General features: G+C 35.8%; 19 protein-coding genes and 1 tRNA gene. 16 read left to right on the forward strand and 4 right to left on the reverse strand.

The window, feature by feature from the left end; genetic code table 11:
• Window positions 1-74 precede the first annotated feature (74 nt).
• The 14 genes from DL91_RS10215 to DL91_RS10280 all read left to right on the forward strand — a co-directional run bounded on the left by DL91_RS10215 (window position 75) and on the right by DL91_RS10280 (window position 13,452).
• Window positions 75-1,400: an MmgE/PrpD family protein gene (locus DL91_RS10215; RefSeq protein WP_231551448.1), complete on the forward strand. Its 1,326-nt coding sequence runs from the start codon at window positions 75-77 to the stop codon at window positions 1,398-1,400.
• A gap of 68 nt (window positions 1,401-1,468) precedes the next feature.
• Entirely contained in the window at window positions 1,469-2,374 is a 906-nt protein-coding gene (locus tag DL91_RS10220) for a hypothetical protein (RefSeq protein ID WP_048191506.1), read from the forward strand.
• Between the two features lie 75 nt (window positions 2,375-2,449).
• Window positions 2,450-3,310 carry a fumarate hydratase gene (locus DL91_RS10225; RefSeq protein WP_048191508.1) on the forward strand — a complete coding sequence of 287 codons (861 nt, stop codon included), beginning with the start codon at window positions 2,450-2,452 and terminating at the stop codon, window positions 3,308-3,310.
• Between the two features lie 5 nt (window positions 3,311-3,315).
• The gene (locus DL91_RS10230; RefSeq protein ID WP_048191510.1) at window positions 3,316-4,182 is read left to right on the forward strand and encodes a citryl-CoA lyase; all 867 of its coding nucleotides are present in this window, start codon (window positions 3,316-3,318) and stop codon (window positions 4,180-4,182) included.
• Between the two features lie 111 nt (window positions 4,183-4,293).
• A complete protein-coding gene (locus DL91_RS10235) occupies window positions 4,294-4,608 on the forward strand; it encodes an ATP synthase subunit H (RefSeq protein WP_048191512.1) in 315 nt (104 codons plus the stop codon).
• Between the two features lie 10 nt (window positions 4,609-4,618).
• Entirely contained in the window at window positions 4,619-6,622 is a 2,004-nt protein-coding gene (locus DL91_RS10240) for a V-type ATP synthase subunit I (RefSeq protein WP_048191514.1), read from the forward strand.
• 1 nt (window position 6,623) lies between these two features.
• On the forward strand, window positions 6,624-7,112 hold the full coding sequence (locus DL91_RS10245; protein WP_048191515.1) for an ATP synthase subunit K: 489 nt from the start codon (window positions 6,624-6,626) through the stop codon (window positions 7,110-7,112).
• A gap of 3 nt (window positions 7,113-7,115) precedes the next feature.
• On the forward strand, window positions 7,116-7,739 hold the full coding sequence (locus DL91_RS10250) for a V-type proton ATPase subunit E (RefSeq protein WP_048191516.1): 624 nt from the start codon (window positions 7,116-7,118) through the stop codon (window positions 7,737-7,739).
• Window positions 7,740-7,753: 14 nt separating this feature from the next.
• Window positions 7,754-8,911, forward strand: coding sequence for a V-type ATP synthase subunit C (locus DL91_RS10255; RefSeq protein WP_048191517.1), 1,158 nt, complete (start codon window positions 7,754-7,756; stop codon window positions 8,909-8,911).
• On the forward strand, window positions 8,908-9,228 hold the full coding sequence (locus DL91_RS10260; RefSeq protein ID WP_048191518.1) for a V-type ATP synthase subunit F: 321 nt from the start codon (window positions 8,908-8,910) through the stop codon (window positions 9,226-9,228). Before DL91_RS10255 ends, DL91_RS10260 begins: the two co-directional genes overlap by 4 nt.
• Window positions 9,225-10,976 (forward strand): ATP synthase subunit A, encoded by a 1,752-nt coding sequence (locus DL91_RS10265; RefSeq protein ID WP_048191519.1) that lies wholly within the window; start codon window positions 9,225-9,227, stop codon window positions 10,974-10,976. Before DL91_RS10260 ends, DL91_RS10265 begins: the two co-directional genes overlap by 4 nt.
• 2 nt (window positions 10,977-10,978) lie before the next feature.
• Window positions 10,979-12,370 carry an ATP synthase subunit B gene (locus tag DL91_RS10270; RefSeq protein ID WP_048191521.1) on the forward strand — a complete coding sequence of 464 codons (1,392 nt, stop codon included), beginning with the start codon at window positions 10,979-10,981 and terminating at the stop codon, window positions 12,368-12,370.
• A 56-nt stretch (window positions 12,371-12,426) separates the two neighbouring features.
• The gene (locus DL91_RS10275; protein WP_048191522.1) at window positions 12,427-13,068 is read left to right on the forward strand and encodes a V-type ATP synthase subunit D; all 642 of its coding nucleotides are present in this window, start codon (window positions 12,427-12,429) and stop codon (window positions 13,066-13,068) included.
• A complete protein-coding gene (locus DL91_RS10280; RefSeq protein WP_048191524.1) occupies window positions 13,069-13,452 on the forward strand; it encodes a DUF22 domain-containing protein in 384 nt (127 codons plus the stop codon).
• A 113-nt stretch (window positions 13,453-13,565) separates the two neighbouring features.
• On the opposite strand, the gene DL91_RS10285 is transcribed toward DL91_RS10280, so the two are convergent.
• Together DL91_RS10285 and DL91_RS10290 are read right to left on the reverse strand one after the other, a co-directional pair.
• Complete coding sequence (locus tag DL91_RS10285) at window positions 13,566-13,982, reverse strand: hypothetical protein (RefSeq protein WP_048191526.1); 417 nt, start codon at window positions 13,980-13,982, stop codon at window positions 13,566-13,568.
• Window positions 13,983-14,046: 64 nt separating this feature from the next.
• The gene (locus tag DL91_RS10290) at window positions 14,047-14,385 is read right to left on the reverse strand and encodes a hypothetical protein (RefSeq protein WP_048191527.1); all 339 of its coding nucleotides are present in this window, start codon (window positions 14,383-14,385) and stop codon (window positions 14,047-14,049) included.
• Between the two features lie 82 nt (window positions 14,386-14,467).
• Here DL91_RS10290 and DL91_RS10295 point away from each other — a divergent pair, with 82 nt between their 5' ends.
• Window positions 14,468-14,872 carry a DUF61 family protein gene (locus tag DL91_RS10295; protein ID WP_048191530.1) on the forward strand — a complete coding sequence of 135 codons (405 nt, stop codon included), beginning with the start codon at window positions 14,468-14,470 and terminating at the stop codon, window positions 14,870-14,872.
• Window positions 14,873-14,876: 4 nt separating this feature from the next.
• Window positions 14,877-15,035: a hypothetical protein gene (locus DL91_RS13940; protein WP_197050640.1), complete on the forward strand. Its 159-nt coding sequence runs from the start codon at window positions 14,877-14,879 to the stop codon at window positions 15,033-15,035.
• Window positions 15,036-15,056: 21 nt separating this feature from the next.
• Here the strand turns inward: DL91_RS13940 and DL91_RS10300 are convergent, their stop codons facing one another.
• Entirely contained in the window at window positions 15,057-16,223 is a 1,167-nt protein-coding gene (locus DL91_RS10300) for an ATP-grasp domain-containing protein (protein ID WP_048191532.1), read from the reverse strand.
• A 23-nt stretch (window positions 16,224-16,246) separates the two neighbouring features.
• Window positions 16,247-16,318: transfer RNA gene (locus DL91_RS10305), tRNA-Gln, on the reverse strand.
• Window positions 16,319-16,345 lie beyond the last annotated feature (27 nt).

Here is a 16,345-nt window from a genome sequence, read left to right on the forward strand (position 1 = left end):
TAATTCTTTTTACAATTTATGCCAAAAAATTTATTGTATGTATATATATTCTACCTACAATGATATCTGAGAAATTGGCTAGGATTATTGTAAATACAAATTATAACAAACTTCCTGAGAATGTGATAAACAAGTCAAAACTATGTTTCATAGATTTTTTAGCTGTTTCACTCAGAGGATCAAGAACTAAAAGTGGAAAAGCAGTTAAAAATTTGTTTGTCAATGGTGAATCATCTACTGTTTTAGGTTTTGAAAAAGCAAATTGCACAGATGCACCCTTAATTAACGGAGTTTTTGCCCATAGTCTTGATCTTGATGATGGACATCGTTTTGCACAACTACATCCAGGATGTTCTGTAATTCCCGCTTCATTAGCATTATCAGAAGCGTATGATAAAACAGGCAAAGAATTTATTAGTTCAATTGTTGCAGGTTATCAGATTTCAATCATCCTGGGTATGATCATAAATCCCGAACACAGAAATAATGGTTTTCATAGTACAGGTACTTGTGGAACCTTTGGTGCAGCAGCAGCAGCGTCTAAAATCATGTGTTTAAAACCTAAAGATATTATTAACGCATTAGGGCTTGCAGGGACCCAAGCTGCAGGATTATTAGAATCTGATCATTCAGGTACTATGGGGAAACATTTACATGCAGGTAAAGCAGCACAAGCTGGTGTGATCTCTGCAATGCTCGCTGAAAATGACTTTACTGGTGCTAATTTAATAATAGAAGGTAATGAAGGATTTTTAAAAGCAATGGTTTCTAAAAATCATTATGAAAATTATAAAATCAAAGCAGATAACCTCTTTAAAAGCAAAAAATATCATATAAATGATGTTTACTTCAAAAGATATCCTGTATGTAGACATCTTCATTCATCAATTGATGCCATAATTGACATTCATAAGCAGATGATTTTGGAAGGAACAAATATAGAAGATATACAATCAATTAGAATTAAAACATATGAAATCGCTTCTGAACATGATGATTACAACCCACAAACCATTGAATCAATTAGACAAAGTTTACCAGTTACATCTGCGATTTGTATTTTAAATGGTGAATTAAACTTAGAGAACATTGAAATTGATCATGAAATAATTTCAATGGCATCTAAAGTAAGCATAGATAACGATAACGATATTAATAAACTCTACCCTTGGAAAAGGCCATCTGAGGTTACTGTCATTACAAAAGAGAAATCTTATTTTTGTAGGGCAGATTTACCGCAGGGAGAACCAGAAAATCCTTTTAATCAATATGAAATAATGCATAAATTCCATAATCTAAATCCAAAGGTTGATCTAGATGTTTTAAACGTGATCAACAAACTTGAATCCTATAAAATGAATGAACTAATGGAGATATTGAACAATGCATTTAAATCTTGATAAAAAAAATTAAGAATTTAAATATATTAAAAATTTATTGAGAATATCTTAAATTTAAAGGTGAGTTAATGCGCACAGAAGATTTTTTAAGGGAAATTGGCATTGAAAGAATGGATGAAGAGTTAAAAGCATCAAAAAAACGTTTTCCAGACGGTGCACAGTATCGTTTCGAAGTTCCTGGTATTCAAAATCCTGGTGCTATGGCTGCATTAGTTAATGCAACAGATCAGTACGGTGTTACTGTTCACAGGGTAACTCAGACAAAGGGCATTATGCTTTTAACAGATGAAGAAATTGAAGAAATGGTCAAAATTGCAATAGATGCCCGTATGGAGCTATTTTTAAGCGTTGGTCCAAGGGCAACCTATGATACTAGTGCGTCTGCCAACACCCCCGAAGGAGCTAGGATAGGTTATAGATTGAGAGGATATGAAAATCTTTTATATGCAATAGAAGATGTTAAACGCGCCACAACCTTGGGGGTGAGGGGAATTGTGATCTACGACGAAGGATTACTCTGGGTACTAAATAAAATGAGAAAAAAAGGAGAGTTGCCAAAAAATACACATTTTAAAGTTTCAGCTCATTGTGGGCATGGCAATCCTGCATCTGCAAAGTTCCTGGAAGAAACCGGGGCAGATTCTTTCAACCCGGTTAGAGATCTTCAAATTCCAATGATGGCCTCTATTAGAAAGTCAATAAATATTTCACTGGATCTTCACATGGAAAATCCTAAATCTTCCGGAGGTTTTATACGGCATTATGAAGCACCAGAAATAATAAGGAAAGCATCACCAGTTTACCTTAAAACAGGAGGATCTATTGCAGCACATCATGGATGGGAAACAACTCAAAGCCAAGCCACCGAACGAGTGAGACAGGTTTTTCTAGTTCAAAGCATGATTGACCGTTATTATTCTGAAGCAAAGATTTCTAAACCTGGAACGGATGATATGGCCATACCAGAAATATAGATCAATCTGATGTAATATTATATAATAAATTTATATTTAAGAAATTTAATAGAAATACGTATTGGAGTTTAGATAATGGTTTTAGTTGATTTGATTAAAAAAGCAGTTATAGAAGCCAGCACAACTTTCAGGAATGACCAATTAGATTCTTATAGACGTGCAATTGAAATTGAAACTAATCCTAATGCTAAATGGGTTCTTGAACTTCTTTTGGAAAATGCAAAAATTGCTAAAACAAATAAAGTTCCATTATGTGATGATACTGGAATACCACACATCCTTATCGAAGTTGGGAATGAAAGTCAGCTCCCCCAGAGTTTTTTCAAGGATATAAATAATGGAATTGCTGAGGGTTTAAGTGAACTTCCTGCTAGACCCATGGCTGTCAAGGGAGATTCCATCGAAAGAATTGAACAATCAAAGGGATTATATAATAACCCTGAAAAACTTGTAGCTCCTTCTTTTATGGTTGATAGCATGGAGGGTAAGGGGGTTAATATACATATATTGATGCTTGGTGGAGGTCCTGAAATTCGTGCACATACATATAAGGTTTTCCACAAGCGAGATCATAGAAAAGTATTTGAAGAAGTTTTAACATGGTTGAGATCAGAGATTACAATGCTTGGATGCACACCTTGTATTCCAACTATTGGCATTGGTAGAACTCATTTTGAAGCTGCATCGCTTATGCTGAAGGCAATGGCATACGGGGACCTTAATAACCAGTCTGAATTAGAGAAAGACCTGACAGAATCACTTAATATCACTAATGCAGGTGCACTCGGAATTGGTGGTTCTATAACTGCACTAGGATCGTTTGTAAATATTGGACCTCAAAGGGCCAGTGGCGTGAGAATAACTTGTACACGTCCTTGTTGTTGTGTAGAACCAAGGAGATCATCCGTAAACCTGTCTTCCAAATATTTGGAGTGATTTTTATGGCAATTGGAAGAGAAACTGTGGAAAATATACTAAAATTAACTAACCCCAAGTGGAAAACCTCCATAACCCGAATTGAACCAAACAAGATAGTTACCCGGGGATATCCACAGGAAGACCTAATAGGAAACATATCCTATCCTGAGATGGCATATTTACTTATAAAAGGAAAAATGCCATCTGAAAAGGATTCAAAAATGTTTGAATCTGTACTTGTTTCATTTTGTGACCATGGTGTTACACCTCCTAGTACACAGGTTTCCAGACTTATGGCCTCCACTGGTTCTTCAATGAATAGCTGTGTTTCAGGAGGACTCTTATCCTTTGGAAAATATCATGCAGGAGCTCTGGAACGTTCAATGAAGATTTTACAAGAACTGGTTCAAAATGGGGTTATAGGATACAATGGACCACTTGAATCCCATCATGATATAAGAGCAGTTGCAGGTGTTGTTGTTGATGAATTTTTTAACAACAATGAAAAAATACCAGGTTTTGGTCACAGATATCATTCAGAAGATCCTCGTGCCAGTAAACTTATAAAAATTGCAGAGGAATATGGATGTAACGGTGTACACACCGAACTTGCACTTGCAATCGAAGAGATACTATTTGAAATTAAAGGAATCAAGATGAATATTGATGGAGCAAATGCAGGGATACTTTCTGACCTTGGCTTTGATTGGAGTCTTGGAACTGGTGTTTTTATGATGGGCCGACTTCCTGGAATTATTTCACATGTTTTTGAAGAAAAAACTATTGAACCCCCCTTCAGAAAAATATTTGACGTTGATGAAATACACTATCAAGACACAGAGGTGAAAACACGAAGTTTAGCTAGAGTGATGAATAAGAATAATAAATAAAATTGCATTTATTAGAGTTATTTTCTTATTGAAAATTAATTTAAAAAAATCAAATAGTAAAAGATAAATATAACTCAAAATAGATTTTCCAACATAATCATGGTGATTTAAATGACAACGATATCGGAAGCTATTACTACCATTAAAAAGGCTGAAAATGATGCTGAGAAATTAATAGAAGATACAAAAGAGAAATCGGTCCAAAAAATAGAAGAGTCCTGCTTAAAATCAAAGGAGATTATTGAAAAATCCAAGGAGGAATCTCTTGGTGAAGCTGAAAACATGTTGTTTGAAGCTGAAACTAATGCCAAAAAAGAAGCCTTGCATATATCCAATAAAACAGCTGAAGAAATTGAAATAAATAAAAAAACAGCAATGGATAAGGTAGATGAGGCATCGGACATAATTGTAAGAAGTATTTTATAGTGTGAGTACCATGTTCAAGCCGGCAAAGATGAAGAAGCTCAAGATAATTACTTTGGATCAGTATGCTGATTCTGTTGTGAAATCACTTCACGAATCAGGTTTAGTACAGATCTATGACATATCTGAGCGAATACAACAAGATGCAGAGTGGAAACAAATTCTAAGACCTTCTCATGCAACTCCTTTTCTAGGTAAAATTTCCTCCCTTTTAATGAAAGTAACTGGAACAGCAGACTTTTTAGATTCTGTAAGTAAGAAGGATGAAGGGATTTTAACTATTGCCAAAGGATTTATTAATCCTCCTCAAATTGAGAAAAAGGAAGTTGAACAAGTAGAAGTTGAAAAACTTTTATCAAATGCAGAAGAAATCCTAAATCAGGTTGAATCACAAACCAACCCCTTGGAAGAAAAGCTAAATGAACTTGAAACAGAAAATTCAAGACTGAAAAACGCCATTAATGTAGCTGAAAATTTAATAAAATTTGATGTTAATATTGGTGACTTGGCAGAAACAAAATACGTCTCTGTTATAGCAGGCAAAATTGCTTTAGATTCCTTTAAACAATTTAAAGAAGGTATGAAAGATTTACCCGATGAAATTGTGGTTTTTGATAATGACAGTACAGATAAAGAATTTAAAATACTATTGGTGGTTACCCTTAAACAAAACGGGGACAAAATTGCCAGTCTGTTAAGGAAATTAGAATTTGAAAGATTCGAATTAACTGGTCTCTCTGGTAAACCTGAGGAGATTATTGAAAATTCAGAATCAGAAATAGAATCCATTGCAAAAGAAAAAGAATTAATTTTAAACAATTTAGCAGAAATTTCTGCAGAATGGCATTCTGAATTATTGGTTTTAAAAGAACTGCTTGAAATTGAAAAACAACGCAGCGAAATATTCTCATCGTTTGGTGAAACCGAAAACACTGTTATGTTTGAAGGATGGGTTACAAAGAAAAATCTTGAAAAAACCCTCGGTATTATTGAAAACATGACTGATGGTCATTCAATTGTAGATGTATCCGATCCAGATGTTGATAAGGATAAAATACCAGTGCACTTGGATAACCCAAGGTTTGCCAAGCCATATGAAATGTTCGTTCATATGTACTCCCCACCAGATTACAGGGAGTTTGATCCAACAATTTTAATGGCAATTATATTTCCGTTCTTCTTTGGTTACTGTTTAACAGATGCCGGATACGGAATTGTTGATGCAATTTTAGGTTTAATTATATTTAGAGGACTGGGTAGAAACAGCAAACTCATGTCTAACATAGGTCTTATTCTGATTGCTTGCGGTGCATGGGCATTTATACTTGGAATGGTTACCAATGGTTTCATTGGAGATTTATTCCCAAGATGGATACTTGGCGCACCACTTCCAACAACAATTGGAGCTATTGATGCATTTGTTCATCCTGAGATCATCCTTGTAATCGCATTAATAGTTGGTGTTTTACATATAAACATGGGTCTGTTAATAGGATCATACAACAATATAACCCGTGGAGATGTAAGGGAAGCACTTGGTTCACAAATAGTTTGGTTTGTTCTCGAAGCTGGTATTATTATACTTGCATTGTTCTACATATCTGGTTCTATGATGAGTGGCGCCATATTTGGAGGTCCTATAATTCTTTTAAGCCTTATAATGCTCATTTACTTCAATGGAGCATTTGGTCTTATGGATCTTACAGGATTCCTTGGAACCATATTATCATACGCCAGGCTATTGGCATTGTGTCTTTCAACAGGCGGTATAGCCATGACAGTTAACATATTAACAGGACTCTGTGAAAGCATGATTCCAGTTATTGGTATTGTATTAGCCCCAATTGTATTCATTGGAGGACATATAGCCAATTGTGCATTCCAGAGTTTGGGTGCATTTATAAATTCATTACGTTTGCATTACGTTGAGTACTTTGCTCAGTTTTACATAGGTGGAAGTCAAAAGTTCAAAGCCTTCCGAACAAAAAGAAGACATACAGAATTAGGAGGTAAATAATATGGTAGAAATTGTATTAGGAACAGCATTAGCAGCAATCGGCGCAGGTATAGCGGTCGGAATGGCTGGTTTAGGATCAGGTATAGGACAAGGAATTGCAGCAGCAGGAAGTGTAGGTGCAGTAGCAGAAGACCCTGATATGTTTGCAAGAGGTATTATTTTCACAGCATTGCCAGAAACACAAGCTATATACGGTTTCTTGATTGCCATTCTGCTCCTGGTTTTCTCAGGAATTATGGGTACAGGAAATTCATTAACTGTAGCATCAGGATTAGTCGCTGTAGGTGCAGGTGCTGCAGTTGGATTTGCAGGTTTAGGTTCAGGTATGGGTCAAGGTATAACAGCATCTTCTGCTGTTGGAGCCGTTGTTGAAGAACCAGACATGTTTGCAAGAGGTATTATATTTACAGCTCTATCAGAGACACAGGCTATATACGGTTTCCTTATTGCTATATTGCTTATGGTCTTCGGTGGAATTCTTGGAGGATAAGACATGAGTGCCGGGACAGGGAAAATATTCTCAAGTATAATGTCAGATGCTCAATTCAAAGCGGATTCTGTATTGGAAGAAGCTGAGAAGGAAAGCACCTCCATTTTAGGAGAAGGCGAAAAGATTTCCATTATTGAAAAGGAAAAAATCTTAGAAGACGGTAAAAAACAGTCTGCAATGAGGTATCAACAGATAATCTCTGAAGCTAAGATGAACTCGAGAAGGATGGAACTTGAGGCAAGAGAAGAAATAATAGAAAAATCCTTTAAAAAAGCTGAAGAAAAGCTTGCAGAAATTGCGTCTTCAACATCCGAAGAATATAAAGAATCTCTTAAAAATATTATAACAGAAGCTGCATTGGAAATTGGAGGCGGAGAACTTATTATACTCCTCAAACAGGAAGATGTAGCTAAAATAAAAGATTCTATATCGTCAATAGAAAATGAAGTTAAAGAAAAAACAAGTAACGAAACTAAGTTAGAGATAGGGGATAACATCAACACCATTGGTGGATCTATAGTAAAAACTAAAAATGGTGATATAGAAGTTAACAACACTATCGAAGCAAGGATGCTTAGATTTAAAAAATCTCTAAGATCAGAAGTTGCACGTATACTTTTCAAATGATAGGGGAGATTTAAATGGTAGAAGATATTGCTACAATAGTTACTTCACTTGGATTTCCCTCGGTTGAAGCTTTTATCGGTGCAATGTTCCTAGTATTGGCAGTTGTGGCAGTAATAGTGGTTGTATCAACTATAAAACCTGTGTTAGATATGTTCCCCTACACTTATCCTAATGCTAGGGTAAGGGCAAGAACTGGAAGGTTGTTCACTGAAAAAGAGTTTTCAGAGATTGTTGAATCACAGAACATTGAAGAGGTTAAAAATTACCTACGAAGTGTACCTGATTATGCAAAGTACATTGATCAGTATCCTCTGGAAAAAGCACTGGACACTCAACTTGCAGAAACATACGATCTAATTGCAAGGATTACACCAGATAACAGTAAAGAAGTTTTCCAGTTTTTACTAAAAAAATGGGATATTAGGAATATCAAAAGTATTATAATCGCTAAAGAAGCAGGTCTAAGCTCAGAAGAAACTTTAAATCTAATAGTGCCATTTGGTGCACTTACTGATAAATTAGACAGCCTTATTGAAGCAGACAATGTTACAGAAGTACTTAATGCCCTTGAAGGCACTGAATATCCAAAAATTTTAGAGGATGCAATTCCTATTTACAATGAAACAGGCTTGCTGTTACCTTTAGAAGCATCTCTAGACAAATATTTATTAAAAAACCTCTTAAGAGCTTCAGCAACTCCTGAAGATGATAACACAAGTCTTCTTCATAACTATATTGGTACTATGGTTGATGTTGCAAATATCAAGATTATTATTAGGGCCAAAGCAGACGATCTTAAGTTTGAAGACATTGAAGCATATATGATTTCAGATGGTTATCAAATCAGGGAATGGAAGCTAAAGGAACTTATGGAAGCTGAAGATGTTGCTGGCGTTGTAAATGGATTGGAAGGTACAGATTATGCACCTATGCTATCAGATGCAATGTCAGATTATACTGAAACAAATTCCATGGCAAGTTTTGAAAATGCATTGGATAGTCACTTAACTAAAACAGCTAAAACCATATCATTGAAAAATCAGTTTGGGATAGGACCTATGATAGGATTTTTAAATAGGAAGGAAAGTGAAGTAAAGAAATTAAAAATCATAGCTAGAGGTAAAAGGGAAGCTGGATTCTCAACTTCAATGATTAAGGAGATGTTGATATGAAATCAAGTATAGCTGTGATGGCTGATGAAGATACAGTAACAGGTTTTATGCTCGGAGGTATTAAAGAAGGATACCCTGTTAAGGATATGGAAAAAGCTGGAGAAATTCTTGAAGATCTAGTAAAAAAGGATTTTTCAGTCATAATAACAACCGAGAAAATAGGTGACAAATTTAGAGACACTATAGATAAATTAACAAGTGAACGCGCACTGCCTATGATAATTGAAATACCAGACAAAACAGGCTCGATTGAAAGGGAATCTGATCCTATGAGAGAGCTAATAAGAAGAGTAATTGGGGTTGAGATGGTAAAATGATTACTGGAAATATAATAAAAATAGCAGGACCTGTTATTGTCGGAAACGGCATGAAAGGAACCCAAATGTATGAAATGGTTAAAGTCGGGAACGACAAGCTCATTGGAGAAATAATTGAACTCGAAGGTGACACAGCAACCATACAAGTATATGAAGAAACAGCAGGTATGAAACCTGGTGAACCTATTGAAAGTACAGGAGGACCATTATCAGTTGAACTGGGCCCCGGTATAATTGGATCAATATTCGATGGAATTCAGAGGCCTCTTGAAAAGATCAAAGTATTGACAGGAGATTATCTACAGAGAGGAGTGAGTGTTCCATCATTGAACAAAGAAACAAAATGGACGTTCAAACCAACTATAACAGTTGGAACCGAAGTTAAAGGTGGAGATGTTATAGGAGAAGTTCAGGAAACATCTGCGATTCTTCAGAAAATAATGATACCGCCAAAAGTGGAAGGTAAACTCATAAGCATTGTGCCTGAAGGACAGTATACTGTTGAAGAAGAAATAGCAGAAGTTGAAACTTCATCAGGTATTGTAAAAGTACCAATGATGCAAAAATGGCCAGTAAGAGTTGGAAGACCATACAAAGCAAAATTAGACCCAGATATTCCGCTCGTAACTGGACAAAGAGCACAAGACACTTTTTTCCCCGTTGCTAAAGGTGGAACATCAGCTATGCCTGGACCATTTGGATCAGGAAAAACTGTTACACAACAACAGCTTGCAAAATGGGCAGATGCAGATATTATTGTATACGTAGGTTGTGGGGAACGTGGTAACGAAATGACAGAGGTTCTAAAAGAGTTCCCAGAACTTGAAGACCCAAAAACAGGTAAACCACTTATGGACAGAACAGTCCTTATAGCAAACACATCCAACATGCCAGTGGCTGCAAGGGAAGCTTGTGTTTATACAGGTATAACCATAGCAGAGTATTTCCGTGATATGGGATATGATGTAGCACTTATGGCTGATTCAACCTCAAGATGGGCCGAAGCAATGAGGGAGATCTCAGGAAGACTTGAAGAAATGCCCGGTGAAGAAGGATACCCTGCATATTTAGCATCAAGACTTGCACAGTTCTACGAACGGGCTGGAAGGATAACTACAGTAGGTACAGAAGATAAAACTTCATCAGTAACAGTTGTTGGTGCAGTATCACCACCTGGTGGTGACCTTTCAGAACCAGTTACACAGAACACACTACGTATATCCAAAGTGTTCTGGGCCCTAGATGCATCACTTGCAGATAAACGTCACTTCCCATCAATAGATTGGCTCCAAAGCTACTCATTATATGTGGACAGTGTAGAAGACTGGTGGAATACCAATACAGGATCAGACTGGAGGGAAACAAGGGACGAAGCAATGGCCCTTCTCCAAAAAGAATCCGAACTACAGGAGATTGTACAACTTGTTGGTCCAGATGCACTTCCAGATCGAGAGAGAATTACTCTTGAAACAACCAGAATGATAAGAGAAGATTTCCTTCAACAAAATGCTTATCATGAAGTAGATACATACTGCCCTCCTAAAAAGCAGTACGAAATGCTTAAAACCATAATAATGTTCCATAAGAATGCAGAAGCAGCACTAGATCGTGGAGCAGCATCCGCAGACCTTATTACCATCCCTGCAAAAGATGAGATCGGTAGGATGAAATATCTGCCTGAATCTGAATTTTTTGTAAAGGTAAAGGAAATTCAGGATAGTATAGTTAAACAATGCAGTGAGGTATGAAGATGAAGATTGATATCAAAACAAGGGAATATACAACTGTTTCCGAAGTTTCCGGTCCTCTAATGATTGTTGAAGGTGTCGAAGGTGTGGCATACAACGAAATCGTTGAGATCGAAACACCTGCAGGTGATAAAAGGAGAGGGCAGGTTCTAGAAGTCCGAGGAGACCTTGCTGTTGTGCAAGTTTTTGAAGGAACTAGCGACCTCAATACCTCAACAACCAAAGTCAGGTTTACAGGAGAAACAGCAAAACTCGGTGTTTCACCAGATATGTTAGGAAGGGTGTTCAATGGAACTGGTCAACCAATCGATGGTGGTCCAGAAATCATTCCAGATAAAGAACTTGATATTAGTGGTAACCCAATGAACCCTTCAGCAAGGGAATTCCCAGCTGAGTTCATTGAGACAGGTATATCAACTATAGACGGTATGAACACTTTGGTACGTGGCCAGAAACTACCTATATTTTCAGGTTCTGGTCTTCCACACAACGAACTTGCTGCACAGATTGCAAGACAGGCCAAGGTTATAGGTGAAGAAACAGAATTTGCAGTTGTATTTGCTGCAATGGGAATTACTCACGAGGAAGCAAACTATTTCATGAGAGATTTCGAACGAACTGGAGCTCTTGAAAGAGTTACAGTTTTCATGAACCTTGCAGACGACCCAGCTATAGAAAGGATCATAACCCCAAAAATGGCTCTTACAACTGCAGAGTACTTTGCATTTGAACTCAACATGCACGTGCTTGTTATACTTACTGACCTTACTAACTACTGCGAAGCTCTTCGTGAGATTTCAGCAGCAAGGGATGAAGTTCCTGGAAGAAGAGGATATCCAGGTTACATGTACACCGATTTAGCTACCATGTATGAACGTGCAGGAAGAATTGTAGGCAAAGAAGGTTCTATTACCCAAATGCCTATATTAGTTATGCCCCAAGATGATATAACCCACCCAATTCCAGATCTTACCGGTTACATTACAGAAGGACAGATTGTGCTAAGCAGAGATCTGCACAGGAAAGGTATATACCCTCCTGTAGATGTTCTACCATCACTGTCAAGATTGATGAGTGGTGGAATTGGTGAAGGTCAAACAAGAGAAGATCACAGTGGTGTTTCAGACCAGCTATACTCAGCATATGCTGAAGGAAGGGACCTGAGAGATCTGATGGCAGTTGTGGGTGAAGAAGCACTTACAGAGCGTGACAGGAAATTCCTGAGTTTTGCAGATGAATTTGAAAAACAATTTATAACTCAGACAAAGGATGAGGACAGATCTATTGAAGAAACACTCAACCTAGGTTGGGAATTATTAAGCCTTTTACCCGAAGCAGAACTGAAACGTGTAAGGGCAGAACACATCCCAAAATATCACCCAGCATACAAATAAACCCCCTTAAAATCTATTTAAATTTTTAAATTTTTTAAGAGGACAAGAGGGATAAAATGGCACAGGAAATGATAGAAGGAATCAATCCAACAAGGATGGAACTTCTAAAACTTAAAGATAGGGAAAAACTTGCAGTAAAGGGCCACAGCCTCCTTAAAGAGAAGAGAAATGCCCTTATCATGGAGTTTTTCAACATATTAGAGCGTGTTAAGGGTTCAAGGGAAGATGTTGAAAAAACACTCCAAGAAGCCTACAAGGATCTTACAGCTGCACAGATTGTGATGGGGGATTTAGCCGTCAAAAAGTCAGCCATGTCTGTTAAAGAATCTGTTGAGGTAGATATTGACTCCAGAAGTGTAATGGGTGTTGTTGTGCCGGTGATCGATTCAGATATCCATCAACGAACCATGGTTGAAAGAGGATATGGATTCCTGGACACCTCTGTTAAACTTGATGAAGCCGCACGCAAGTTTGAAGAATCTGTTAAACTCATAATAGAACTTGGAGAAATAGAAAAAACCATAATACTTCTTGCAGGCGAGATAGAATCCACTAAGAGAAGGGTTAATGCACTGGAACATATCATCATACCAAAACTTGAAAATACTGTAAAGTATATCGAGATGAGGCTTGAAGAAATGGAAAGGGAAAACTTTGTAAGGTTGAAGATGATCAAAAAAACCATGGAGATGGAATAATTGGTTAGGATTATAACAAGATTAGATGCAGTTAAAAAGGAACTAGCAGAATCTAAATCAAAACATCTTGATTTCCAAATAGGAACCATTTCAGGTAATCTGAGGGCAATAATTGCCGATGAAGACATGATGTTCAAATCTGGAAATATAAAATCCATTAAAATCAAGAAAATCCCCATACCTGCAAATTATTTGAGTTTCCTTAGTGGATACGGTTCAAATAGTTATGGACATGCAATTGCTGTTGATGAGGATGTTCCCCTACCTGTTAGCATGAAACGTATGGGAGATCATGCAATGTTTGCAGCAGCAGAAACATGTGAAATAAAAAAGGATGATTTATTGGGTGTTTTGATACTATTACCTGTACATCTAACACACTAATTGAATCCTATTTCTTTCTATTTTTTTCTTTTCATGAGTTTATTTAAATTTTTTTAAAAATTAAAGATCAATAAAAATGATTTAACAAAAAAACCTATATATCTGGAAAATTTTCAATTTCCAAATCTTGCTTTGATTGATTTGTTTAATGGTTCTCTCATAGAATTGAACTGTAATAACAGATCGTCTATAATATATTTTATTTCTTTTAAATCATCAATATTTTTATTTGATTTGGATTCTAACTTTTTGAGTTCCTTTATCAATTTACTTTTTGATGAACCTCTTATTATATTGGTAATACCATTTTTTTGGTTCATATCATATTTTTTTCTGAGAAACGCCTTTCTTTTAATATAATCCGACTCAGCAATACGTATGTCTTTTACAATACCTTCTTTAAGTTTTATGAGAATGGCTTCTCTCTCATTTATTTCAACAAGTAAACGTCGAGAATCCGCTATAGAAGATAGTTCAGTATCTATATCTATTATTTCTGCAAGTAATTTGTGATAATCTTCAGCAAGCATTTATTACTCCTTTTAACTGTAATTTCATCTAATTACACTATTTATAAATGATGCCTATAAAAATTTATCCATCCATTACCTTAATCTGAATCTGTAGCATACCATCTACTACATTACTCTTAGTTTCAATATCACTATTTTCCTTTTCCATATCTTTTATTCGGAATAGAATATTGGTGAGGGATATTGTGTTAAAATTTCCTTTTTTGTTGTCTGGTTTTGACGAAATAAGAAGGATTTTAACTAGACCATTCTCTATAGTAACATTGTAATTAATTGCGTTGATGTATATGGCGTCAGAAATTCGAAGTAAAAGCTTTATATATTTTATTGGAAGGCCACTTTTACTTATAACATCTTTAATCTTGTCGTTTTCCCTACATTGTTCCACATTTATTTGCATTTTTACACTCCATAAATTATATTAAAACTAGATCATAACAAACTAAAATTAATATATAATCCCATGCAGATATAATTTACAAATGAGACATGATAACCGCGGAGATAGATTAATAAAAAAACAGATATTAAGCCTCAACAAGCATTTACCTCGCAAACGAAAGTTCCTTGATGAACTTCTCCTAGAAGAAAGACCACATGTTGTTGGAGGAGATAATAGCAGACATAGATTTAAAAGGGATGAACTTAGAAGATTATCTCAAATTATCGAAGAATCAGAATACCATCTACTGAGATTACCAATATACATTGAGATTGATTCAAATGCTTCGGGTTCCAGAATATCTGGAAGACTCGAAAACAAAGTAATATGCAATATACTAAAGATTAAAGACTGTAGCTCAGAGATATATTTGTACAGAAAAGACATCAAATTACTACGAAAAGAGCTCCCAACTACAACACAGTACGTATTTCTAGTGAGGTAAAATAATGACTCGAGACCCATTAAATGAATTATTTAAAGATATTAAAGATCCTGATAACCGTGCAAAGATGTTCCTTCTATTTGCTGGAGCCATGATAATGTCAACCATTTTAATAGTGGTTGGGACCATCATATTCATTCTTAGATTACTACATATATTTTGAACAGATCTATCAAAATTGAAATTAAATTATTGGATTTAAATTTTGGTATACATTGGAAACAATCTTTTTTGCTGAAAAAATAGTATTTTCAAGTAATTTTCCTGAGGTTAACACAGTAGCTACAGGTTCTCCCTTTTCAATAATTACGTCTGAAACAGGTATATCATTCAAATCTTTTAAGTCAAGATTTCCTACCAAAGAACGATACTTTGCATGAATTATCATCTTTGCAGCAAATTTTTGAGGTTGAGGAATATTATTTAGATCTCCCTCACATGCGTGTATATGGGCTTCTGCCATGTTTATCCCCAAAGATAGTTCCGCTACTTCAAAAGTTCCTTGTGGTCTAGGATTAACTTCTATAAGGTAGATATTTCCATTATTTATTTTCATATCAACACCATTGGAACCTATGAGTTTCAAATCCTTTATAACATCTTCAGCAACTTCTTTAAAATCTTTTTGTATATTTATAGATTTATTTGCATCGAATTTTTCTGTATATGGGGCAATGTTACCACAGTACCCATATATTCCCATTTGTCCCAACCAGCTTTTTCCTATTAATTGCTGGCTTGTTAAAATTGTTGTTGTCTCATCTCCACTCGAGAGCACTGAAGCACTAACATCATTGCCTTCAACAATTTCCTGCAATACTGCATCATGGATCTCAACATCTTGATCAGTTGGATCAAAGTTCCGGATACCTAACCCTCCTGATCCTACAAGTGGTTTCAAAAGAAAATTTTTATTGCTTGCTGCATCTATTTCAATAGCCTCTTTAAGATCATTTACCAAGTAAGTTTCAGGCAATTCAAATATACCTTCAAATTTCTTTGAAAGGCGTTTATAAAGTTTATATTTATTTTCGATATCAGTTACATCTTTATTTCCAATTAATTTATTCTTGGGAAATTTTAATGGAGAGACACCAGAACAGCAAAGAATGAAATCTACAAGCTCAATATATTCTTCAGCCATATTAACAAGTTTTTGTGAATCGAATTGTTGAGAAAAATAGCCACACGAATTAAATGGTTTTTGTGATAAAAAAGATTTTTTATCTGTAACACATTGATTGATATCTTGACATCCAAAATAATCTACAGAATAAACATTATACCCCATATTTTTAAGAGAACATGCCATAGGTCGGGTATTTACACCTATAACGAGAATATTTTCCATATAATTACCTTTGAAAATTTAAATAGTCCCGAGCGGAGTCGAACCGCCGTCGCCGGTTCCAAAGACCAGCAGGATTACCACTACCCCACGGGACTAATATAGAATAGACTGCATTGCAGTAA

It is taken from the genome of Methanobacterium sp. SMA-27, from assembly GCF_000744455.1.
Lineage (GTDB): Archaea > Methanobacteriota > Methanobacteria > Methanobacteriales > Methanobacteriaceae > Methanobacterium_B.